Annotated in this window: 17 protein-coding genes and 1 pseudogene; 7 read left to right on the top strand and 11 right to left on the bottom strand. The window is 66.2% G+C overall.

The genetic code is table 11. From position 1 onward, the window contains the following. The first annotated feature begins 62 nt into the window (after positions 1-62). Entirely contained in the window at positions 63-794 is a 732-nt protein-coding gene (locus tag ACFY3D_RS09290) for a hypothetical protein (protein ID WP_389976887.1), read from the top strand. Here ACFY3D_RS09290 and ACFY3D_RS09285 read toward each other — a convergent pair. From ACFY3D_RS09285 to ACFY3D_RS09265, 5 genes are read right to left on the bottom strand one after another with little or no spacing between them, the layout of a single operon-like run. After that, positions 772-2,142, bottom strand: a complete 1,371-nt coding sequence (locus ACFY3D_RS09285) for a polysaccharide biosynthesis tyrosine autokinase (protein WP_389976884.1) — start codon at positions 2,140-2,142, stop codon at positions 772-774. The two genes, ACFY3D_RS09290 and ACFY3D_RS09285, sit on opposite strands and share 23 nt — an antisense overlap. A 4-nt stretch (positions 2,143-2,146) precedes the next feature. Continuing rightward, positions 2,147-3,184, bottom strand: coding sequence for a glycosyltransferase family 4 protein (locus ACFY3D_RS09280; protein ID WP_389976880.1), 1,038 nt, complete (start codon positions 3,182-3,184; stop codon positions 2,147-2,149). Continuing rightward, complete coding sequence (locus ACFY3D_RS09275; RefSeq protein ID WP_389976877.1) at positions 3,181-4,170, bottom strand: NAD-dependent epimerase/dehydratase family protein; 990 nt, start codon at positions 4,168-4,170, stop codon at positions 3,181-3,183. Before ACFY3D_RS09275 ends, ACFY3D_RS09280 begins: the two co-directional genes overlap by 4 nt. A gap of 59 nt (positions 4,171-4,229) precedes the next feature. After that, positions 4,230-5,195 carry an NAD-dependent epimerase/dehydratase family protein gene (locus ACFY3D_RS09270; protein WP_389976874.1) on the bottom strand — a complete coding sequence of 322 codons (966 nt, stop codon included), beginning with the start codon at positions 5,193-5,195 and terminating at the stop codon, positions 4,230-4,232. Then, entirely contained in the window at positions 5,192-6,346 is a 1,155-nt protein-coding gene (locus tag ACFY3D_RS09265) for a glycosyltransferase (RefSeq protein WP_389976871.1), read from the bottom strand. Before ACFY3D_RS09265 ends, ACFY3D_RS09270 begins: the two co-directional genes overlap by 4 nt. A gap of 390 nt (positions 6,347-6,736) precedes the next feature. On the opposite strand from ACFY3D_RS09265, the gene ACFY3D_RS09260 reads away from it, so the two are divergent. After that, on the top strand, positions 6,737-7,993 hold the full coding sequence (locus ACFY3D_RS09260; protein WP_389976868.1) for a hypothetical protein: 1,257 nt from the start codon (positions 6,737-6,739) through the stop codon (positions 7,991-7,993). A 393-nt stretch (positions 7,994-8,386) separates the two neighbouring features. Continuing rightward, positions 8,387-9,313: a glycosyltransferase family 2 protein gene (locus tag ACFY3D_RS09255; RefSeq protein ID WP_389976865.1), complete on the top strand. Its 927-nt coding sequence runs from the start codon at positions 8,387-8,389 to the stop codon at positions 9,311-9,313. A 134-nt stretch (positions 9,314-9,447) separates the two neighbouring features. On the opposite strand, the gene ACFY3D_RS09250 is transcribed toward ACFY3D_RS09255, so the two are convergent. From ACFY3D_RS09250 to ACFY3D_RS09225, 6 genes and pseudogenes are all read right to left on the bottom strand, one after another. Next, the gene (locus tag ACFY3D_RS09250; protein ID WP_389976862.1) at positions 9,448-10,764 is read right to left on the bottom strand and encodes a lipopolysaccharide biosynthesis protein; all 1,317 of its coding nucleotides are present in this window, start codon (positions 10,762-10,764) and stop codon (positions 9,448-9,450) included. Positions 10,765-11,086: 322 nt separating this feature from the next. After that, complete coding sequence (gene asnB / locus ACFY3D_RS09245; RefSeq protein WP_389976859.1) at positions 11,087-12,976, bottom strand: asparagine synthase (glutamine-hydrolyzing); 1,890 nt, start codon at positions 12,974-12,976, stop codon at positions 11,087-11,089. Positions 12,977-12,981: 5 nt separating this feature from the next. After that, positions 12,982-14,124, bottom strand: a complete 1,143-nt coding sequence (locus ACFY3D_RS09240; RefSeq protein WP_389976856.1) for a glycosyltransferase — start codon at positions 14,122-14,124, stop codon at positions 12,982-12,984. Positions 14,125-14,322: 198 nt separating this feature from the next. Further along, on the bottom strand, positions 14,323-15,090 hold the full coding sequence (locus ACFY3D_RS09235) for a class I SAM-dependent methyltransferase (RefSeq protein ID WP_389977538.1): 768 nt from the start codon (positions 15,088-15,090) through the stop codon (positions 14,323-14,325). A 78-nt stretch (positions 15,091-15,168) separates the two neighbouring features. Continuing rightward, positions 15,169-15,318, bottom strand: a pseudogene (locus ACFY3D_RS09230) (Trm112 family protein); the annotation flags it as partial. 206 nt (positions 15,319-15,524) lie between these two features. Beyond that, positions 15,525-16,658: a glycosyltransferase gene (locus ACFY3D_RS09225; protein WP_389976853.1), complete on the bottom strand. Its 1,134-nt coding sequence runs from the start codon at positions 16,656-16,658 to the stop codon at positions 15,525-15,527. A gap of 461 nt (positions 16,659-17,119) precedes the next feature. Here ACFY3D_RS09225 and ACFY3D_RS09220 point away from each other — a divergent pair, with 461 nt between their 5' ends. The 4 genes from ACFY3D_RS09220 (at position 17,120) to ACFY3D_RS09205 (ending at position 22,431) form a co-directional block, all read left to right on the top strand. Continuing rightward, a complete protein-coding gene (locus tag ACFY3D_RS09220) occupies positions 17,120-19,273 on the top strand; it encodes a hypothetical protein (protein WP_389976850.1) in 2,154 nt (717 codons plus the stop codon). A gap of 321 nt (positions 19,274-19,594) precedes the next feature. Further along, on the top strand, positions 19,595-20,506 hold the full coding sequence (locus ACFY3D_RS09215; RefSeq protein WP_389976847.1) for a methyltransferase domain-containing protein: 912 nt from the start codon (positions 19,595-19,597) through the stop codon (positions 20,504-20,506). A 227-nt stretch (positions 20,507-20,733) separates the two neighbouring features. Then, on the top strand, positions 20,734-21,888 hold the full coding sequence (gene rffA, locus ACFY3D_RS09210) for a dTDP-4-amino-4,6-dideoxygalactose transaminase (protein WP_389976844.1): 1,155 nt from the start codon (positions 20,734-20,736) through the stop codon (positions 21,886-21,888). A 78-nt stretch (positions 21,889-21,966) separates the two neighbouring features. Further along, on the top strand, positions 21,967-22,431 hold the full coding sequence (locus ACFY3D_RS09205) for a GtrA family protein (RefSeq protein ID WP_389976841.1): 465 nt from the start codon (positions 21,967-21,969) through the stop codon (positions 22,429-22,431). The last annotated feature ends 7 nt before the right edge of the window (positions 22,432-22,438 follow it).

The raw sequence follows: 22,438 nt of genomic DNA, 5'->3' as shown, positions 1-22,438 counted from the left end.
GAAAGGGCAAAGAGCGGTGTGCCGAGGGCGATGGCGTACGGGAGCCGATCTACCCTCTCGGGATGAGAGCCTCACCGGAGAACGCCGGGATCGCGTGGAGTCCCACGACCGGAGAAGACTCCGGTGTCACCGGGAACGGGGAGATCGAGATCGCTACATCCGGGCACGAGTGCTGCGGCCCGCGCTGCTGGAGGGACGTGTGGAAGGCGCCGACGCCCCGGGAGGGCGTCCGCTTCCGCATCCTGTTCGTCTGCACGGGCAACATCTGCCGTTCCCCGCTCGCCGAGCGGCTGACCCGCTCGGCGCTCGGGCCGTGCCCGGCGGTCCAGGTGATCAGCGCGGGCACACACGCCCAGCCCGGGCTGGAGATGACCGGGCACGCCCGGCGGACGCTGGTCCGGCTCGGCGGAGACCCCGCGGACTTCGGCTCCCGCCTCCTCGTTCCCGAGCTGGTGGCCGACGCGGACCTGATACTCACGGCCACCAGCCGGCATCGGGCGGAATCAGTGGCCCTGCATCTCGCGGCGGCCGCGCGGGCCTTCACCATCGCCGAGTTCGGCACGCTGGTGCGGGCCGTGCCGTCCGAGAAGATCACCCAGCACCGGGATCCCGTGCGGCGGGCCCGCGCGCTGGTCGACGAGGCACGGGCGCTGCGAGGGCTGGTCCGGATCGACCAGCTCGACATCGCCGACCCGTACGGGCGTTCCCGACTGGCCTACTGGGCGGCGGGACGGGGCATCGCGAGGTCACTCGCCGTCCCGCTTCGGCTGCTCACACACTCACCGGATCCTTGACCTCGGACTTGTAGCCGTAGCCGCTGTTGTGGCCGTAGTACGTGCCGCTACCGGCCGGGACGAAGTTCAGGACGGTTCCCACCACGCGGGCGTTGATCGACGCCAGCAGTTCCGAGGCGCGGGCCATGTGCTCCCGGCGGGTCTTGCCGTACCGGGCGACGAGCAGCGCACCGTCGCAGAGCGCGGTGATCGTCGCCGCGTCGGTGACGGGCAGCAGCGGCGGCGCGTCGATGATCACCATGTCGTACGTCCCGGTGAGCTGGGCGAGCACCTGACGCATTCCGTTCGAGCCGAGCAGCTCACTCGGGTTCGGCGGAATCTGACCGCTCGGCAGGACGGACAGGCCGGCATCGCCCCAGACCTGGATGACCTCGTTCAGGCGCGCCTTGTCGATCAGCACGTCCGTCAGGCCCGTCGCCCCCTCGATGCCGAGGTAGGAGGGAATGCTGGGGCGGCGCAGGTCGCCGTCCACGAGGACGACCCGCCAGCCCGCCTGGGCCAGCGTGATCGCGAGGTTTGCGGAGGTCGAGGACTTCCCCTCGCCGGGCAGGCAACTGGTGATCACGAGTGACTTCGGCTGCCGGTCGACGCCGATGAACTGCAGGTTGGTCCGGAGCGCGCGGAACGCCTCGGATCGGGACGACCGGCCACGGTCGCGCAGGATCAGGGGGTGGTGCCGCGCGTCCCGCTCGTAGCCGATGACCCCGAGGACCGAGCTGCCCGACGCCTTCCGCAGCGCCTCGGAGGACGTGAGGGTCGTGTCCAGGCGGTCACGGAGGACGATCACGGTCATGATGGCGAGCAGCGCGATCAGCACGGCGACCGCCAGGTTGAACAGTGGCCTGGGGCTGACCGGTTCCTGAGGGACGTCCGCCTTGTCCACTATCGTGATCTTGATGGTGGGGCGGCTGCCCGGAGTGGGGCGCTCGATCTGGTCGATCAGCTTCGAGAAGCGGTCTCCCAGGGCGTTGGCCAGCAGGGAGGCTCGCGCGGGGTCGGTGTCGGTGACCGTGGCACGCAGGAGCACGGTGCCGGGGACGGCCTCGGCGCTGATGTTTCCCTGGAGGCGCGCGATGTCCTCTCCCGCGACGATCTGGCCGACCACCCGGCGACTGGACAGCAGGTTGGCGTAGGACTGCACCCGCTGGGCCGACAGCATGCCCGCCTGGTAGGCGGTGGAGAGGCTGCCCTCCCTGTCGTGGCCCGACACCAGCATGGAGATCGTCGAGACGTATTTCGGCGGCGTGTTCGCCGTGACGGCGAGTGCCGCCCCCGCCGCCAGGATCAGTGAGAGAAGGATGATCAGCCAGTTCCTGCGCACCAGCCGTGCGTAGTAGAGCAGATCCACGGGATCAACGCCGCCTTTCGTGAGTTTTCTGAGGGATCTGGGGGAGGTGGGCCGACGGGCGGGTGTTCGTGTCCCGCAGCAGGCTGACGAGAGTGACGGCGATCGCGCCCGCCGCGACCATCGCGACGAGCGGTGACAGCAGACCCGAGACCGTCGTCAGGCAGAGGGCGCCGGTGAACGCCGTGATCGCGCCCAGTGTCGCGGCGACCGCACGGGTTCCCAGGCCCATACGGCGCAGCCGGTGCGAGACGTGGTCGGTACCGCCCCGCAACGGCGGGCGGTTCGCCAGCAGGCGGGAGAGGAAGACCACGCAGGTGTCGACGGTCGCCATGAACGTCGGCAGGAACAATCCGGCGATCATCGCGTCCGGGGGCCGTCCCATGACCAGGACGGTCGCCGAGCAGGCCACCGTGAATCCGAGGAACAGCGACCCGGAGTCTCCCATGAACATTCTCGCGGGCGCCCAGTTGTGCGGCAGGAAGCCCAGGCACGCGCAGGCGAGCGCGCACAGGAGCACCGCGAGCGAGGTGTGGCCCTGGAGCAGGGCCGTGGCCGCGAGGAGACCGGCGGTCACGGTGGTGACGGTTCCCAGCGCGCCGTCCATGTTGTCCAGCAGGTTGAAGGAGTTCGTCATCACGATGATCCACGCCACGGTGAGGACACTGTCCAGCCACGTCCCAGTGACGGTCGCCTGGACGCCGGAGAACACCACCCCGATCGCCACCGCGGTCTCCACGATCAACCTGGTGGCCGCGGGCAGGGGGGTGATGTCGTCGATCAGGCCGAGGAGGGACACCGTGGCGGCGGCGAGGAGGATCGCGATGATCTGCAGATCGGCGAGGCCGAGCGTGATCACGGTGGGCACGACCGTGCCCACCGTGATCGCGACACCGCCGAGGTACGGGGTCGGGCGACTGTGGGTTTTGTGCCCGCCGGGGTGGTCGGTGAGGTCCCACCGCAGCGCCAGGCGCCTCAGCGGCACGGCGGCCGTCACGCTGAGCAGGCAGGCCGTTCCCGCGGCGAGGGCGATCGTCCCGCTCATCGGGGGAACGCCGCCGGATCTCCGGAGGACTCTCTGATGATCTCGGTGAGGATCTGGTCGAGAGAACGCCGCGGGGCCCAGCCGGTGAGCGCGCGGAGCTTCGTGGTGTCCGGAACCCTGCGGGTCATGTCCTCGAACCCCTGCTCGTAGGCCTCGGAGTAGGGGATGAGGTCGACTCCGGAGGTAGAGCCGGTGAACTCGATGATGAGCTTCGCCAGCTCCATGATGCTCACCTCGTCGGCGGAGCCGATGTTGAAGGTCTCACCGACGGCCGCGTCGTTGTCGAGCAGCCGGAGCAGCGCGTCGACGATGTCCGCGACGTGCGCGAAGCAGCGGGTCTGGGTCCCGTCGCCGAAGACCGTCAGGGGCGTGGCCGACAGGGCCTGCCGGACGAGGCTCGGGATCACCATGCCATAGGTCGGGCTCTGCCGCGGGCCCACGGTGTTGAACAGCCGGACGACGATCGTCGGCAGGCCGCGCTCCTTGTGATAGGCGTTGGCGAGGATCTCGTCGACGGCCTTGGCGGTGCTGTAGGCCCATCGGACCACCGCGGGGCTGCCGAGGATGCGGTCGGCGTCCTCGCGCAGCGCGCCGGAGGAGTTCTTGCCGTAGATCTCGCTCGTGCTGGTGACCAGGATCTTCTTCCGGTACCGGTGCGCGGCCTCGATGACGATCTCCGAACCCCGGATGTTGGTCGTCAGCGACCGCAGCGGTTGCTCGACGATCAGCTTGACGCCGACCGCGGCCGCCATGTGGACGACGACGTCGCATCGATGGACCAACTCGTCGACCATGAGTTCGTCCAGGACCGAACCGTGCACGAAACGCAGGCCCGGATGGGGGCGCAGGTTCTCCAGCCGTCCCGTCGAAAGGTTGTCCAGGGCGACGACGGAGTCGCCGCGCGCGAGCAGCGCGTCGGCCAGATGCGATCCAATGAAGCCACTACCGCCTGTTATCAGATATTTGGTGCTTGATGTCGTGCTCACAGGGTTCTCCTCATCACGTGCTTGGAGAGCGATCTCTATCGGCGGGAGGAAGTGGTGGATCACGGGTGGCTGCCGACCTCCGCCTTGACACCCGGAACCTGCGTTCTCTCGAACCAGGCCACCGTTGTGCGGAGCCCGTCCTCAAGCGGGACGGGACACACGCCGGGGAACAGTTCGCGCAGCAGATGGGGAGAGGCCTGGGATTGCCGGATGTCGCCCGGTCGGGGCGGCAGGCAGGTCTCCTCGACGGGGCGGCCGAGGATCTCGGCGAGGACGCCCATCAGGTGCCGGAGGGAGACGAGGGTGCCGAACGCCAGGTTCACCGGCTTCGTGCTGGTCATCCGGCGCGCGGCCGCGTCGGCGAGGACCTGGGTCACCGAGCCCACGTAGGTGAAGTCCCGCGACTGGAGGCCGTCGCCGTGCAGTGGAACCGGCTCGCCCCGCAGCGCGGCGGAGACGAACGCCGGGATCACGGCCGCGTACGCGTGCCCGGCGCTCTGCAGCGGGCCGTAGACGTTGAAGAAGCGGAACGGCAGGACCGGCAGGCCGTAGCTGTGCGCGTAGGCCAGCGCGTACGCCTCCGCGGCGAGCTTGCCGGCCCCGTACGGGCTGAGCGGTCTGGTGGGCAGGTCCTCGTGCTTATGGGGCTCGGGACTGTCGCCGTACACCGACGACGAGGAGGCGAGGATCACGTGCGGTCTGCTCGCGCGGCACGCCTCCAGCACGTTCAGGGTGCCGGTCGCGTTGGCGGCGTGCGAGGCCAGCGGGTCGAGGAGCGAGCGGGGCACCGACGGGCGGGCGGCGAGGTGGATCACGTGCGTGACGCTCGCCACGAGTTCCGTCAGCAGGTCGCGGTCCAGGATGCTGCCCGTCACGATGTCGGCCTCGACACCGTCGAGGTTGGTAAGGTCCCCACTGCTCAGGTCGTCCAGCACAGTGACGTGCCCGACGTCGGGCCGGGCGGCCAGCGCCCGGCACGTGTGCGCGCCGATGAACCCGGCACCGCCTGTCACCAGTACTCTCATTGGCTGCTTTCCTTCGTAACGAGATGACGGTTGGATGTCTCGCGCAGCGACCGGTAGAGGTGCTCCGTGTCCGAGACGAGGCGGTCCACACTGAATGCGTAGGCGGTCCAGTCGCGGGCTGCCTCGCCCATCTGGCGGGCGAAGTCCGGGTCGGACAGCAGGCGGACGGTATGCGCCGCCAGTTTGTCCGGGTCTGTCGTTGACAGCAGGCCGGTGTGCCCGTCCCGGACAACCTCGGAGACGCTCCCCACGCGCGTGGAGACGACAGGCGTGCCCGCCATTCCCGCCTCGATGAGCGTGAGGGGGGTGCCCTCGTTGTCGGAGGTCAGCAGGACCACATCGGCGGCGGCGTAGACGGTCTCGACGTCCTTGCGCCACCCGAGCAGGTGGAAGGAGTCGTGGATGGGCGCGATGTCCCGCTCGACTTGTTGCCCGAGCTCGCCACCGCCGCACATGACGAAGTGGCATCCGGGGATCCGCCCGAGCACGATATTGGCCACGGCGAGGAACCGGTCGGGCCGTTTCACCTGGGTGAGGCGGCCCACGTACGCGACGACGGGCGCGTCCTGCGGCAGGCCCAGCTCGGCGCGGGCCGCCTCACGGCCGGGGACCGATCCCAGGCCGACTCCGGGCGGGATCACCACGTACTGCCCGGCGCGGCCGATGCCGGCCCTGAGCAGGTCGTCCCTGACCTGGAAGCCCACCGTCACCAGCCGATCCGACATTGAGGCCAGTAGTCGTTCCGACTGGATGTAGAGCCGGCGCTTGACCGGGGAGAAGTAGCCGTGCAGGAGGTGTCCATGAAAGACGTGCACCCGGGCCGAGCCGATGCCGGCCAGACGGGCGGCCACGCGACCCAGGGCACCCGCCTTGGCCGTGCGGGTGTGCACGATGTGCGGGCGGAACACCCGCATGGCGCTGATCAGCCAGAAGAGCGCGCGGTAGTCGTCGCCCGGTCGGATCGCCCGGCCGAGGCCCGGGACCCGATGCACCCGCGTCTCCGCGTCGCGCAGCCGGAGATGATCACTCTCGTGATCGTCGACGTAGCCGGTGTAGAGGCGATGGTCGAACTCCTCCGGGTTCAGCCCTTTGGACAATCCCATTACCTGGGTAGCGGGGCCGCCGACATTCATCCGGGCAATGATTTCCATGACACGAATCCGACTGTCGGGCTTCACGCAGGCTCCTTGCTGACAGGCATGGCTCACGTCGAGAAGCTAACTAGGGATTCCGGCCGTTCCGTCCACGCCGTCACGGCAGTGGCGAAATGTTTTATCGCTCCCTACCTGCGCGTTATCGAGTCGCGTTGCCCGGTGTGACGGCCGTCCGCGTCGCTTCACGGACAGCGGGCTCAACCGGCGGGATACGCCGGCTAAAAGAATCGGCAACGGAGGGTAATCACCAGACCATGGACATCCTTCGGACACGATGACATCCGTCCCTCGCGCTAGCGTCGCCGACGCAGAGTCGCTCGCTGGTGGGTCAAACCGACCGCCGGCCCCCTGTGACGTCGTCCTGACGCGGATCGAAGGTGGCCTTCCGTGGAATATCTCATCGTTGCCGCCGCCGCAGTGGCGCTTGTCTTTCTTGTCCGTGCGAACCTGGGCGCCGCAGTGGCGCGGCGGGTCCTACCGGTCCTGCTCGCCGCCTTCGTCGTCCGGCTGGTCGTCCATGTCCTGGTGATGCGGAGCGGTGTCATCGACTACGGCGGCGACAATCTGGGTTACGAGGGGAGGGCCGTTGGAATCGTCGAATACTGGAGGCAGGAGGGTTTTCGGTTCGTCACGGCCGATGAGATCGACACCCTCACCGCCGTCGCTGTGCCGTGCCAGGTCTTCGCGATCGTCATCTATCTGTGCGGTGGCCTCGCTCCGCTCGCCTGCACCGCCATCGTCGCGCTCCTCGCCTGTGCGCTGTGCATCGTCATCTACAAACTTGCCCGGCTCGTCGGCGCCGACGAGCGCTCGGCGTTTCTGGTGCTCGTCGTCACGGCGTTCATGCCCGCGTTTCTGTTGCACACCTCGGATACGTACAAGGACGGCTTCAACGCATTTCTCGTGGTGACCAGCATCGGCCTGGGAGTTTCGCTTTCACGACGATTCGACCTGCACAGGCTCCTCATGCTCGTCCCGCTGCTGTGGGCCCTGTGGTACGTGCGGCCGTACATGGTGTTCATGTGCGCGGTGCCGCTGATCCTTGGCCTGGTGGGCCTCAAGAACGCGTTCTCCCTGCGGCGCATGCTCGTCTTCGCGATGCTGCTGATATCCGCCGTGTTCGTTTTCGGGGGCACTTACGGGGAAGCCCAGCTCGAGGCGGCCCAGGAGCAGCTTGAGAACGGCCAGTCGGCGGCCGTCCGTCGTTCCAACGGGGATGGGAGGTCGGGCGTCGCCTTCGAAGACGGCGGCGACCCGTGGAACGCGCTCGGCTCCAAAGTGCTCTACACGCTCCTGTCCCCGTTCCCCTGGACCGAGGGCGACCTGACATTGCACCTCGGGAAGATAGACGTCCTTATCTGGTATTTCCTTCTTTACAGCGCGATGCGCGGGTGCCGCCGGTTGTGGCGCCGTGACCGCGCGACACTCCTGATCCTCATGTCGTTCATCATCCCGGGCACGATCGCCTACGCCAGCACCATGGCCAACATCGGCCTGATCTTCCGGCAACGCATACCGATCGTCCTGGTCACGAGTGTGCTCGCCGCAGTGGCGTGGACCAGGAGTTCACGGGACGAGGAGCAGCCCGCGGCCTCTCCTCCATCCGGGCGGTCTGCCGATGACGGTGTCTCGAAGGTGATTTGACAGCGCGACCGGGCCGGGCCGCCGGGGGAAGCGCGGCCGGTGCTTCAACGCCGGAACCATACCTCCGGCATGACCAACGTTGGCCGAACCTTTCGCCGGTGCATGCTGATCATCACGGCTGCGCGCCCGCCGTCCGCCGTAGCATCGGTCGCGATACGACAGCCTGCGGATTCGCTTCAGGACGGATGGTTCGATCGCACGGCACCGAGCCGGCTCGAAGAGCCCGCGGGGTCTCCTTCGTCTGCCGTCCGTTTCCAGGATCCGCCCCTTCCCGAGATGGGAGCCATGTGGTGATGATGCGCCGGATCGACATGAGCGCGGTCCCCGGCCTGGTCCTCGCCGGACGGCGGGCAGGCGACGATCGGCCGCGCGGGGGAGCCGTCGTACCGCCTGATGTCTTCGCGACAGTGGTATGAGGTGTGCCCGATGTTGGTCACCGTTCTCACTCCCACGTTCAACCGGGCAGGGTATCTCCCGGAACTCCACGCGAGTCTGTTACGTCAGGACATGGACCTGGAATGGGTCGTCATCGACGACGGGTCGACCGACGACACCGAAGATGTCATGGAAGAACTGGCCCGGATCAGCCCGTTCCCGGTCCGCTGTCAACGGCAGCCGAACGGTGGGAAGCACTCGGCGTTCAATCACGGGGTCTCGATGGCCCGCGGCGAGCTGATCGCTCAGATCGACTCGGACGACCTGCTCGTTCCCGGCGGGCTGCGTCGCCTCCTGGACCATTGGTCCGATATCGGGGACAACCGGCGGTACGCCGGGGTCGCCGGCCTCTGCGTGGACGAGCGGGGGCATGTCGTCGGTGAGAGATTCCCGCGCGACATGATGGATGCAAGCTGGCAGGAAGCGGTCTATCGGTATTCCATGGCCGGCGACAAACCGAGGATGTACAGAACCGATGTCCTCCGCGCGCATCCCTTTCCCCTGAAAGCGGGGTACGTCGCCGAAAGCGTGGTCTGGCGGGCGATCGGAAGAAATTATCTGACGCGCCACGTCAACGAGCAGGTCGTCGTGTGCCGTATGTCCGCGCAGAATCGCCTGACCCGACGTCCCTTCGCTGAGATCGCCTCTGGGGCCGTCATGCAGCACGGCATCACCCTCGCGGAGGACATCGCATGGCTGCGCTTCAGGCCGGTTCATTTCGCCAGGGCCGCGGTGAATTTCTCGCGGGCCTGTTTCCATCGGAAGGAACCGGTGTGGCGCCGCTCCCGCGGGTTCGACGCGGTGGCCGCCAGAGCTCTGAGCCTGGGCTCGATACCACTCGGCTGGGTGTTCTACCGAATGGACCTGCTCTCCTCCGGCTCATGAGAAAGTCATCACGAGCGTGGGGGAGCGAGTCGGCCCTTCCGGCTGAGGGGCCGTGACCTCCGTGACCGGTGTCTGATCACGGCCACCGCCGGCCCCCGGGCGGCCCCCCGAACCTCCCCCGGAAGGAACCGGCATCAGGCGTCACGGCGGCGCCACCGGGCGATCAGGCCGGAATCCGTCAGCGGTGCCAGTACCGAACGCGCCTCGGACAGGCGAGGCAGGAGATCGCGTAGCGGGAGGCGTGCCGAACGCGTGAACCATGCCACTTCGAGCAAGGCCATGAGGATGTAGGCGACGCTGGACGCGAGGGCGGCGCCCAGCGCGCCCCAGCGAGGAATCAACACCAGGTTGAGCAGGACGTTCATGGTCAGCGCGCCGATGGCGATGACAGTCATGGAGATCGGCCGGGCGAGCCGTATGAGATGCTGCTCGACCAATCGGATCACCGAAAGCGCGATCATTCCGGGGGCCAGTGCCAGCAGCGGTATGACGCTACCGGCGAAAGGCCGGCCGTAGACCAGCGGGATCAGCACGGGGGAGACGGCCGCCAGGGTCCCGATGAAGGCTGCGGAGAGAAGCAGGTTGAGCCGGAAGGCGCGGACGGTGATCTGCTCGGCCTGCCGGATGTCGCCATAGGCCTGCCGGGGAAGCATGACCCGAGTGATCGCCTCTGCCGGGATGCAGGCAAGGGAGAGCGTCGTGACCGCGACGGTGTAGATCCCGACCGTGGCGGCGGAGTCGAGAGCGTTTATCAGCAGAGTGTCAAAGGTCATCAGGAGATAGAAGGCCACCAGCCCGATGTGGTAGCGGCTCCCCATGGCGAGCTGGCGGCAGGCGAGCCGACCGTCCGTCAGCAGGGGGCGCGGGCGGAGCGCCTGGATGAGGAGGACGAAAGGAAGGACCACTGACATCGTCCAGCACACGATGACGCTGGTCACCGTGACGTGGCCGGTGGCTGCCAGGACCAGAAGGGGGAGGCACTGGATCGACGCGGCGGCGACGGTACCGCGGTTGATGATGTTCACCTGTGATCGCAGCAGCGCGATGCCTTTGAGATTCGTGGCCGCCACGCCGAAGGGCACGGTGAGCAGTGCCAGCCCGAGCAGCGGAGAGGTCGTCGACATGGCGCCGACACACATCAACGTCAGCGCGATCAGTGCGGTGGCCGTCCCCGAGAGCAGGCCGATCACCAGGCCGTTCGCGAGGAGACTGCGGTGCCGTGCCTGGTCCGTCCACAGATAGATCTGTGCTTTCTCGACAGACAGGTGCCCCAGCACGATGGCGGTGAGCGTCGTGGTCGCGATGACCGAGTAGGTTCCCCGCCCCTCGGGCTGAAGGATCCGTGCGATCAGCACGCCCGTCACCGTGCCCAGCAACACCTGGACCGCATGACTCCCGACGGTCTGGAGCACCTTGCTGAGGGAGGAGCTCAGGTCCGCGGTACGGGGCATCGGAAGCCTGTCCGGACGCCGCGGGATGACCGCTCGGTTGAACGGCCGATCCGGTCGACCTCAGTGGATCTTGATCCGGAGGGAGAGGTGCGACGGACGAGTTCGGGGTCCGGGTGTGATGTTGTGGCCATTCCGGCCATTCCACACATCGGGTCTCCAGGAGTTGGTGGTACAGGTTGATGTGCTGGGTGGTCATGGCGGTTGCGTCGAGGTCCTTGCGTGCCCAGGCGCGTGCGGCGGTCGCCTCTCCTCGGGCCATGGTGAGCCTCTCGTCGATCGTGCGGGCCGCGGGTGGGTTCCGTGCGCCGGGTCATCGCAGTTGCTAGGCGTGGCATCCGGCCCCGCTGATGAGGGCCGTGTCCGGGGTTGCGTGCGTCCGGTGCCAGAGCTCGAACTGCAGCAGCGCCCACAGTCGGGTGCCGTGGTCGGCGCCGTCCATGTGCTTTTGCAGCAGCTCCTGGACCACCGCTGGTCGGAACAGGCCTCTGCCGCGGGCAGTGCCGTCGGTGAGCATGTCGTAGGCCAGTTCCCGCAGTTCGCCACGGAGCCACGCAGCGAGAGGAACACTGAACCCCTTTTTGGGATAGTGCAGCAGCTGTTCGGGGAGCCAGGGGGCCACCGCGCGTTTGAGCAGGAGTTTGGTCCGGCCGTTGCGGATGTGCAGTGCGCTGGGAAGGGTGGCCGCCCACTCCATTATGTGGTGGTCCAGGAACGGCGAACGGGCCTCCAGCGAGTGGGCCATCGATGTGATGTCGGCCTTGACCAACAGGTCGCCCGGAAGGTAGGTAAGGGTGTCGACGTCCATGACACGGCCGAGATCGGTCTCAGCCGACGAACCCTGGAAGGTCTCCTCCAGCAGGCGGTAGCTGTCCACCCCCGTCAGCAAGTCCCGGAGCGCGTCGCTGTAGATCTTGGATTTCTGCTCCGGTGTGAAGTAGGACATCAGGCGGGCGTAGCGCTGTGACGGACGCGCCGCGGTGAACCTCATCAGCCGGCCCAGCTGATGGGGCAGGGATCGGGAGTCGTTCCGCTCGCTCACGAGGGTGCCGGTACGCGTGAGCATCGCCGCCAGGGCCGGGGGCAGTGCCGGAATCCTGCGGGCCTGGTTCATCAACGCGTAGCGCCGGTAGCCGCCGAAGCACTCGTCGCCGCCGTCTCCGCTGAGCGCGACGGTGACATGCTGTCGGCTCAGCTGGGCCACGTAGAAACTGGGGATCGCCGAGGAGTCGGCGAACGGTTCGTCGAAGTGCCAGGCGAGGCGTGGCAGGATGTCGAGTACGTTCGATGTCACGACGAGCTCATGGTGATCGGTGGAGTACCGGTCGGCGATCATCCGTGCCTTGTGGCGTTCGTCGTACCGGTTGTCCTCGAAGCCGATGCAAAATGTCTTGACCGGTTCGGTGCTCTGCATCGCCATGGCGGCGACCACGGCGGAAGAGTCTATGCCTCCGGACAGGAATGCCCCGATGGGCCGCTCGCTCACCATGCGGACCCGGGTCGCGTCCAGGAGTAGCTCGCGTAGCCGTTTCTCCTCCTCCCGCTGGTCCACCACCGGTCGCGGAGTGCGGTCCAGCCGCCAATAGCGATTGACCGTGACGTTGCCGCGTTCCCAGACGAGCACGTGTCCGGGGGAGAGCTTGTGCACGCCCTGGTAGATGGACCACGGCGCGGGGACGTACTGGTATGTCAGGTAGTGATGCAGGGCGACGGGATCGATCTCGCGGCCCATGCCGGGGTCCTGCGCGAGGGACTTCAGCTCGGACGCGAACCGGATAGAGGAGTGGTCGGCCCGCCAGTAGAGCGGTTTCTTGCCCACCCGATCCCTGGCCAGAAGCAGCCGCTGGCGGTCCCGGTCCCAGATGGCGAAGGCGAACATCCCCCTGAGCTGATGAACGAGCTCTACGCCGAACTCTTCGTAGAGATGCACCAGACACTCGGAGTCTCCGGCGGTACGCAGACGGTGTCCCTTGGCGATCAACATGTCGCGGAGCTCGGCGAAGTTGTAGATCTCGCCGTTGAACACGGCCACGATGCGGTTGTCCTCGTTGTAGACGGGCTGGTCGCCGGTCGCCACATCGATGATCGCCAATCGGCGCATGCCGAGTGCCGCGTGTTCGTCACTGTGGAAGCCCGCACCGTCCGGTCCCCGGTGCACGATCACATCGCACATGCGGTGGACGAGTTCGGGGTCCGGGTGTGATGTTGTGGCCATTCCGGCTATTCCACACATCGGGTCTCCAGGAGTTGGTGGTACAGGTTGATGTGCTGGGTGGTCATGGCGGTTGCGTCGAGGTTCTTGCGTGCCCAGGCGCGTGCGGCGGTCGCCAGGGTGGTGGCGTGCCGGGGTTGGGTGAGCAGGTGGGTGATCGCTTCGGCCAGGGCTGCGGGGTCGGCGGGGGGGACGAGGAGGCCGCGGTCTTCGAGGAGCTCGGGCGTGCCACCCACCGAGGTGGCGACGGTGGGCCGGCCGGCGGCCATCGCTTCCGTGACCGCGTTGCTCAAGCCCTCGGACAGCGAAGGAAGGACCACCACGTCGGCGCGGGCCAGAAAGCCGGCCGTGTCCGCACGGAATCCGAGGAAGCGGACGTCGACGCCGAGCGCGGCCGCCTGCATCTCAAGGTGGCCGCGCTCGGGGCCCTCGCCGATGAGCACCACCGTGCACGCGCGCCCCTGCTGGGAGAGCAGCGCGGCGGCCTCTATCAGGAAACGGTGCCCCTTGACCTCCAGGAGATTGGCGACGCAGACGATCACCGGGAGAGAGGTGTCCACATGCTCCGGCTCGACCGGATCGAACGCCGACTCCGGCAGGCCGTTGTAGATCACACTCAGTTTGTGCGCCGGCACCCGCTCGACCGCGCGGGTTTCCTCGGCGATGGCGACGGCGTTCGCGACCACATGATCGGTGATGCGGGTCATGCCTTTCTCCAGAGCCAGCACCCACCTGCGGTTCCTTTTGAAGAAGTCCTGGCTGCGCCGACCGGCGACCACGATCGGAACCCGTGCCAGCCGGGCCGCGGGCGGGCCGACGACGTAACCGAAATAGAGGAACGCATGCAGCACCTGAGGTCTCAGACGCCGCAACAGGCGTATCAGGGAGATGCAGGCGCGCAGGTTGCGGATCAGAGCCGATGGTCTCGGCGAGACAGGGACGAAGCCGAGCTGGTGTACCTCCACCCCCTCCAGGAGCGGGGGCTCCGTGTGCCGTCCGCCTCTCCGCAGGACGAGCACTTTTACGTCGATGTTCCTGGCCTGGAGCTCCCGGGCCAGCAGAGAGACCTGTACCTCGGTGCCACCCAGCGGCATCAGCTGCGGGATGAGAAGCGCGACGCGCCGAAGGCCGGTTCTATCGCTGTCCGCCACGACGTTACCCCTTCCCGATGCTGCCCTTGAGGATCGAAATCTGGTTGAACCGGTTCGCGTCTGCGCTTCCCGGCCAGAGTCGCGAAGAGATGTGCCGTACGTGTGAAGGCATGGCAGCGTGGTCGCGCCGATTTTTTGACGGACACGACACCGGGAGGGACGGGGATCCGACCGGCGAACCGAGCCGGAGCGCGCCGGTTATTTGGTACCGCGGATCACGTACAAGCCACGGTGACGCTCGATGGAAACCTCGCGCAGGGCCAGTTCCCGTGTCCATCGCTCGAGGCGCCGCCGGGGCTGTGGCCTCTCATACCGAGGTGAGAGCCAGTCGAAGGTGTCCAGAATCGACCAGTTCCGGGCGATTTCTTTGTCCGTCAGACCCAGATAGCCGTGATTCGCCACCGGAACCAGACGCGCCAGGCACTGTCCCACCCGCGGAACGGCGCTGAGCCTCATGGACAGGGGCAGCAGCCTGGGCACGGTCTTCTCCACGAGAGCGTATAGCTTGACGGGGGGCATATGTTTGGTGATCGGCCGCAGCAACTGCCGGGGATGTGTATAGGCGATGATCGCGGCGTACACGTCGATGCAGAACCGGCCCCCGGGCCGTAGGTAACGAAACAGGGTCTTGAATGTCTTTTCGACATCCGGTGTGTGCTGGATCACTCCGCAGCAGAACAGGAAGTCGAACGACTCCTCAGGAAACGGCAGTTCGTAGATGCTGGCCTGAACAATCCTCAGATTGGGAAAGCGGCCGTTCGAAGCGGCGTTGGCATGCACGGCGCTCGAGATGTCGACCGATGTCACCTTGGCGCCGGTTTCGCACAGTACTTCGGTGAACCGTCCCGCGCCGCTGCCGCATTCGAGCACGGTCTTTTCTTTCAGGTCGGCGACCGACCAGCCGCTCGCGTTCATCAATCGACTGCGCGAGATGGGCATACCGGAATGCGAGTCGAGCTGGGTCACCCGATGCCGGTTCCACTGATATCCGAACCCCTCCGCATAGTTGTCCTGGGGAACGAATCGTGGGATTCCATTGTCGATGGGGTACGCGGTCGAGCACGAATCGCACCGGAGTTCGGCCGCGGCACGGAGTGGACCATGACAGCGCGGGCAGCACAGCACGGACTGCCAGACGGTCTCGTTGTCCGTCTCGATGTCCGTGCCGCCGTCTACGCGTTTGGAAAGAGTCATTCGATTGCCTATCCAGCAGGACAACAAGGACGGCCACGCCGGCCGGTCCCTGGTTCCCGAGTCATGTTACGGAACGTGACCGCACGGACACGAGCAGGCGGAAGGGTGTGTCCCGAGACGGACCGTTGAAAAGTTGAAAAAGACGACGGGCTCCGTCCCTCACAAAGGAAAACGTGAAGATATTTTGGACGCGACGTGACCTGTTCTCATCTGGCGCTGGGCGCGCGGTGACCGATCGGTGTGTTCAGATCTGTCGCGAACTTCTGACGTATGAGGCGCGCGTAGGTGCTCAGGTATCGATCGACGAGCCTGTCGCTGGTGAGGTGGTCCACCGCCCACGCCTGCGCCGAGGCGCCCAGTCGCTTCGCGAGCGCGTGATCGGTGAGCAGACGCTGGATCGCGTCGGCCAGAGCGGCGGCGTCGGCCGGGGGGACGAGCAGCCCGCGGTTCTCTCCGAGGAGCTCGGGTACGCCGCCGACGCGTGTCGAGACCGTGGGAAGTCCGGCTGCCATCGCCTCCATGATGCAGTTCCCGAGGGCCTCTGCCAGTGTCGGATGGGCCATGATGTCGGCGCGGGCCAGCCAGGCGTGCACATCGGTTCGGAAGCCGGGAAAACGAACGTCGATCCCGAGCCTCTCCGCTTGCTTCTCCAGGTTGTCGCGTTCCGGTCCGTCCCCGATCAAAACGATGGTGCACCTCAGCCCGCGAAGTTCGAGGAGCGCCGCGGCGTCGAGCAAGTAGCGATGACCCTTGAGGGGCTTGAACCTGCTCACGCAGACCACGACGGGGAACTCCGTTTCCAAGGGGGCCGGGCTGTGGGGAAGAAACGCCGCGGGTGGGAGGCCGTTGTGGATCACGCTGATTTTGTGGTGGAGGCGGAAGCGGCTTGAGAGCTCGTCCGCGATGCTCTGGCTGACCGGAACGATGTGATCGGCCATGTGGTTGGCGGCTCTGTCTATGAGCGATGTCAGAAGACCTCTGCCGGTGACCATGAGTGGTGTGTGACGTCCCGCCACCACTAAAGGGACCCCGGCCAACTTACCTGCCGGCACACCGATGGCGTAGGAGTGGAACAGGTGGGCGTGAAGCACGTGAGGCCGGGCCTGGCGCAGGAGGCGTACGAGACGGCAGAACGCCGCGATGTCGCAGAGGAGCGCTCGCCGCCAGCCGGCGGTGCTGACGGTCCGGAAGCGCAGATGCACCACGGGAACCCCCGCATCCTGGAGAAACGCTTCGAAGGGGCCACCGTCGAAGAGCAGGAGTACGCGGCTGTCGACACCGCGGGCGCGTAGTTCCTTGGCGCGCAGTACGACCTGGCTTTCCGCGCCACCTATGTCCATAGTGCCGATCATGTAGAAAACGCGTAATTCTCGGCCACCCGTCAGGTGACGATTACGCCTGAGGTGCCATCTTTTGAGGCCGCTGATCATGGCTGTAGCATTACAGATCGCGACTGTATCTCCTATTCCAGGAGATGGCGTGTCTCGCCGCTCGGCCGTACTGGCCATCCTATGTGAACGAATGGCAAAGAAATTGAAAAACATTGCCGTCCAAATCCGGCCGGGACGCTCGTGTCGTGAGACTTACGTGCATGGCCAATACTTCGCGCCTTCAAAGTCCCTCGCCGGATTCCCTTGGACTTACGGGAAAAGTGTCGTCAAATCAGACTCTACATAAACGAAGAGGGTCTGTCCGGTGGCGGAGGGTCTGCTGCTTTCACGCATTCAGATGGTTTCCCGCGGCGCTTGTGACCATATTTGCTGTGACGGTGCTGGGTTCCTTTGGGGTTTCCGTCCGGGATATGGCCTGCTTCGGCGCCTATATCGCGCTGGGGCTCGCGCTCCCGGGACTGCTGCTGATCCGCGCCCTGTACGGCGGCAGGCGGACACTGGCCGAGGAGATCGCCCTCGGGCTGACGCTCGGCTACGCGATCGAGGTGCTCGCCTATGTCGCCGTCCGCGCGGCCGGGATGCCGCTGCTGGTCATGGCCTGGCCGATCACCACCTACGCGGCGTTCATCGCCGTTCCCCGCCTGCGCCGGCACTGGAGAGGCAGGCGTCGCCTCACCACGCCGATCTGGTGGTCCTGGTCCCTCGCCCTGGTCACCACCTATCTGATCGCCTGGAGCGCCGCCAAGTTCTTCAGGACGCATGCTCTGACGTGGCCGGCGCTTGGGGCGGCCAATCTCGACATGCCGTTCCACCTGGCGCTGATCGGCGAGTTGAAGCACCATATGCCGCCCACGGTGCCTATGGTCGCCGGTGAGCCACTCTTCTACCACTGGTTCGTCTACGCCCACCTCGCGGCGGCGAGCTGGATCACCGGCGTGGAACCGCTGGTGCTGCTGTTCAGACTCTTCATGCTGCCCATGATGGTCGCCTTCGTCGTCCTGATAGGGATGATCGGACGGCGCGTGGTGGGCGCCTGGTCGGCTGGGTTGCTGGCCGTCGCGGGCACCGTCTTCATGGAGGCCCCGAACCTGTACCTGGGAACAAGCGTCGGAATCTTCACGTGGCGCCCCCCTCAGTCGTGGCTGAGCCCCACCCAGGCCTTCGGTGCTCTCCTCTTCGCGCCGGTCGTCATCCTCCTGATCAACCTTCTTGAACGCAGGCGTATCGCCCTCGGCTCCTGGGTTCTCCTGGGCGTCTTCCTCGTGGCGGTGATGGGGGCCAAGGCCACCTACCTACCCCTGCTCGCCATCGGCCTGGCGGCGATCGTCGTGATCGAGCTGGCGAGACGACGCCGGATGCCCTGGCGCGTGCTCGTCGTGCTGGTGGCTACCGCGATGTGCTTTCTTTACGCGCAGTTCGTGCTGTTCGGCCAGGCGCGCCTAGGGATGATCGTCGAACCGCTCGCCATGACCCGCAAGATATGGGCGGATCTGACCGGTCAGGACGGAGACATCGAGCCATTGTCGGCCTCGGCTCTCGGCGTCACGCTGCTGTACCTGCTGAGCTGGGTCATAGAGTGGTGCGGGATCTGGGGCCTGCTGAGCCGACCACGGTTGCTGCTGCGGCCTGCCGTGGTCGTGATGCTCAGCATCGGGGCGGGGGGATTCTGCGCCACGCTTCTGTTCGGACACCCTCATCATGCCGAGATGTACTTCTCCGTGGCGTCCTATCCCTATCTGGCGATTGTCGCCGTCTACGGGATCTTCGTCATCGTTCGGCGGGCTCAGGTGTCTCCGCGCATGACGGCGTACGCGGTCGGCGCGGCGATCGTGGCGACCTGCTCGATCCGTATGGTCTTCGGCGTCCGGATCCCCCTGGGGCCGGGCCAGAACGAGTTCCTCCTGTACCGGCCGTACATCGCCTTGGCGGCTCTCGCCCTGCCGGTGATCGGCCTGCTCCTCGTCGCCAACAGGCGGCGCCTCGTCGCCGCCGGAGCCATCACGATCTCAATGGTCACGGCCGTCGGCCTGCCCGCGGCCTGGGCGGCCCGTGTCCTCCCGCCGGCCGTTCCCGTTCCGGCGGGCGGCGGCGCGGACACGGACCCGGGAGTGTCGGCGCCGGTGATCCGCAGGGACGCCTTGACCGCCGGACGATGGTTGCGTGCCCACTCGGAGCCGGACGACCTGGTCGCCACGGACACACATTGCCGAGGGAAATCCGAGAACCCCTGTGACAGCCGTGAGTTCTGGGTGTCCGCGCTGACCGAACGACGCGTGCTGGTGGAGGGATGGGCGTTCAGCCCGGCGAATTACCAGCACTGGCACAGGGGCCTCGTAGCGGAGCACCTGCCGTTCTGGGACCAGGAGCGGATCCAGCTCAACGATGCCGCATTCCGATCGCCCTCGGAGGCTTCCATCCAGCGGTTACGGACGCGTTACGGCGTGCGCTGGCTGTTCGTCGACGAGCGGCACACCGGTGCGGACTCCAAGATCGGTGACGGCGCGAACCTGAGGTTCCGTTCCGGCGACTACGCCGTTTACGAGGTGCCAGACGGTACGGCCTGACTCCTTCGCCGCGTCCCGGCCCCGCCGGTGCCCGCCGATGGACATTCCGCGGCGGCGGAAACCTATGGCTCCGGCAACTTGTCGCATGCCCTTCGGTAAAGGCGGAGGACGGCATGCAGCCACTGATTCGAGTCCCGCATAAATTCAAGCGGACAGGTGGTCGCTGAGGCCGTGCGTTCTTCGCGCTCGACGTGCCCTTCCTCGCCGGAGAGGAGCCCTCCGGCCTGGCGCGCTGGATCCTGACCGCCCGCGACTTCTCGCCGACCAGCCGTTCGTGGGGAGGAACGCCCAGATCATGCACCGGCATCGGAAGAACGAGCCATGGTGGCGACGGTTGAAGGAGAGGACCTGATGAACGGGGGAGAACCGATGGGGTGCCTGGTCGACCGGATCGCGGCCGCATTGGTCTGCCCGTCCTGCCGCGTTCCCCTCGACGCGTCGTACAAATGCGCGGCCTGCGGAACCGGCGGTCACCGGACGGGAAACCAACTCCGTTTTGTCGGCTTCGGAGACGCCGAGCTACGGGACGATCCGCTCAATCGGATCAAGGAGACCGTCAAGCGCCGTTTCGGGCCCGCATATCCGCTTGTGATCCAACTGCTCTCACCCGTGCTGCTGAGACGGTTCGTCCGCCCTTTCCTCATGAGTTTCGATCTTGATCGTGATCTGGTGGCGGATCTAGGATCGGGTACCAACCGCTATGACCCACGACTTCTCTGCGTGGACGGGGGCGCGTACGCCAACGTTGACATTGTGGGTGACCTGCGAACACTGCCGATCGATGACGGGTCTCTCGCCGGTATCGTCAGCATCGCCGTACTTGAGCACGTGCCGGATCCGCAGGCTCACGTTCGGGAGATGTGGCGCGTGCTCAGGCCGGGAGGGCGGGTGCTGTGCTATGTGCCCTTCATGCAGCCGTTTCACGCGTCACCGTATGACTACCAGCGCTACACCGAGGCGGGTATGAAAACCCTCTTCAGCCGTTTCGACGTGATGCACGTGCGGATAGGCGCGGGTCCCACTTCGGCCATGCTGTGGATGTTCCAGGAGTGGCTGGCCCTCCTGCTCTCGTTCGGCAGCAGGCGGCTCTACCGCGTGCTGGCCCCCCTGATGTGGTTGCTCTCGCCGATCAAGTTCCTCGACGTCCTGCTGGCGCGGCACCCCAACGCCACGGTGGCGGCCAGTGGGTTCGTGATCGAGGCGCGGAAGCCGGTGGAGGCCCGGCCGGAGTAGCGGCCGGGCCTCCGCAGTGCGCTCATCGACGGCGAACGCCACGTCAACCTGGTAGCCAGTGCACCGGGGGCTGCCGACGGGAAGGTGCTCGCCATGCCGTGGGCGCGCCGAACGAGAAAGCCGGGGACGGCAGGGTTGACCGGTGTGACTTAAGGCTTACGTAATGGATCACCAATGGACGGCAGCGCAACATCTGCCGACTGATCCTTCCGTTGTTCACTTCGGCTGTGAAAGTAACCGATCAGGAGACGATTCCCTTCAACCGAACGTATATCTCGCCGAACGAGCTGGACTATCTCGCCGAGGCCGTATGCCGGCGATCCACCTGCGGAGACGGGCCGTTCACCCGGCGGGCCTCCGAGCTTCTCGAGAAGATCACCGAGACGGGCCGGGCGCTGCTGACCACCTCCTGCACACACGCGCTGGAGATGTCGGCGATTCTGCTCGCCCTCCAGGCCGGCGATGAGGTGATCATGCCGTCGTTCACCTTCATGTCGATGGCCAACGCCTATGCCCTCCGTGGGGTGGTGCCGGTCTTCGTCGACTGCAGGCCCGACACCCTCAACATGGACGAGCGGCTGATCAAAGCCGCGATCACCGATCGCACCCGGGCCGTCGTGGTCATGCACTACGCGGGTGTCGCCTGCGAGATGGAGGCGATCGGAGAACTGTGCGAACGGTATGGTCTCGCGCTCGTCGAGGACAACGCCCACGGTCTGGGAGGGGCCTATCGAGGCCGGCCGCTCGGTTCGTTCGGCAGCATGGCAGCCCAGAGCTTCCATGCGACCAAGAACGTGCAGTGCGGGGAGGGAGGCGCGCTGCTTCTGAACGACGCGGATCTGGTTGCGCGAGCCGAGATCGTCCGGGAGAAGGGCACCGATCGCAGCCGGTTCTTCCGCAGGCAGGTGGACAAGTACAGATGGATCGACATCGGATCGAGCTATCTTCCGTCCGATGTTCTCGCCGCACAGCTAACCGCCCAGCTGGAGTCGTTCGGTACGATCCAGGACCGGCGCCATGCGGTATGGCGCCGGTATCACGATGAACTGGCGGACTGGAGTACGGCGAACGGGGTCGCCCAGCCGACGGTCCCGGACGGCTGCACCCATCCGGCGCATCTGTACTATCTCTTGCTTCCGGATCTGGTGAATCGGCAGGAGTTGATCGCCCACCTCTCGGAGAGGGATGTGCAGGCGGCATTCCACTACCAGCCACTGCACTCCGCGCCCGCAGGGGTGCGATACGGGCGGACGGCCCCGGAAGGATGCCCGGTCACCGAGGAGGTCGCTGACCGCCTTGTGCGGCTGCCGCTGTTCGCTGATCTGGCCGAGGCCGACGTCGACCACGTGATCAACGCCGTCCAGACCTACAAGATGAACTGACGGTGTGTGACGTGATCCAGGAGCGAACCGTACGGGCTTCGATCCCGCTATTCGATCACGATCCGGAGTGACTGCCATATGGTTGAAGTCGGAAGCGGGACCGCCCAGGAAAAGGATTCACGTCCCGGGTGGCGAGCTCAGGTTTCGGAATTTTGGGGCCGACGTTTCGCGTATCTGCTGGCCAGCGCCATGACGGCTGTGGTCTATTTCGCTCTCCTGGGACTGGGGCTGCTTGCCGTCAAAGATCGGGTCCCTTATGTCTTCCTGCTTGTGGCCTGCCAGTTTCTCACCTCGGTGATCGTCTATCCCTGGTACAGGGTAGTGGTTTTTCGCGTTGCCAGGGAACCGTGGCTCGCGGGTTACCTGAGATTCTACGCGGTCGGACTGGGCTTCATGGCGGCGTCCGTCGTCGGTGTCCCGATTCTGGTGGAATTTGTCGGTATTCCGATTATGGTGGCACAAGGCATGCTAATAGTCGTGAGTCCGCCGCTAAGCTATTTGACGCACCGGGTGTGGACGTTTCCCAATCGGGAAAAAGTCTAGTCTTGTC

Source organism: Streptosporangium sp. NPDC000509 (genome assembly GCF_042898365.1).
GTDB lineage: Bacteria > Actinomycetota > Actinomycetes > Streptosporangiales > Streptosporangiaceae > Streptosporangium.
This window is presented reverse-complemented; position numbering and strand designations above follow the sequence as displayed.

Excerpts from the sequence above, each read along its gene's own strand:
- ACFY3D_RS09205 (WP_389976841.1), top strand. The coding sequence starts at position 21,967 with ATGGTTGAAGTCGGAAGCGGGACCGCCCAGGAAAAGGATTCACGTCCC.
- ACFY3D_RS09255 (WP_389976865.1), top strand. The coding sequence starts at position 8,387 with ATGTCTTCGCGACAGTGGTATGAGGTGTGCCCGATGTTGGTCACCGTT.
- asnB (WP_389976859.1), bottom strand. The coding sequence starts at position 12,976 with ATGGCCACAACATCACACCCGGACCCCGAACTCGTCCACCGCATGTGC.
- ACFY3D_RS09215 (WP_389976847.1), top strand. The coding sequence starts at position 19,595 with ATGGTGGCGACGGTTGAAGGAGAGGACCTGATGAACGGGGGAGAACCG.
- ACFY3D_RS09270 (WP_389976874.1), bottom strand. The coding sequence starts at position 5,195 with ATGAGAGTACTGGTGACAGGCGGTGCCGGGTTCATCGGCGCGCACACG.
- ACFY3D_RS09290 (WP_389976887.1), top strand. The coding sequence starts at position 63 with ATGAGAGCCTCACCGGAGAACGCCGGGATCGCGTGGAGTCCCACGACC.
- ACFY3D_RS09225 (WP_389976853.1), bottom strand. The coding sequence starts at position 16,658 with ATGGACATAGGTGGCGCGGAAAGCCAGGTCGTACTGCGCGCCAAGGAA.
- ACFY3D_RS09265 (WP_389976871.1), bottom strand. The coding sequence starts at position 6,346 with ATGGAAATCATTGCCCGGATGAATGTCGGCGGCCCCGCTACCCAGGTA.
- ACFY3D_RS09280 (WP_389976880.1), bottom strand. The coding sequence starts at position 3,184 with ATGAGCGGGACGATCGCCCTCGCCGCGGGAACGGCCTGCCTGCTCAGC.
- ACFY3D_RS09250 (WP_389976862.1), bottom strand. The coding sequence starts at position 10,764 with ATGCCCCGTACCGCGGACCTGAGCTCCTCCCTCAGCAAGGTGCTCCAG.
- ACFY3D_RS09220 (WP_389976850.1), top strand. The coding sequence starts at position 17,120 with ATGGCCTGCTTCGGCGCCTATATCGCGCTGGGGCTCGCGCTCCCGGGA.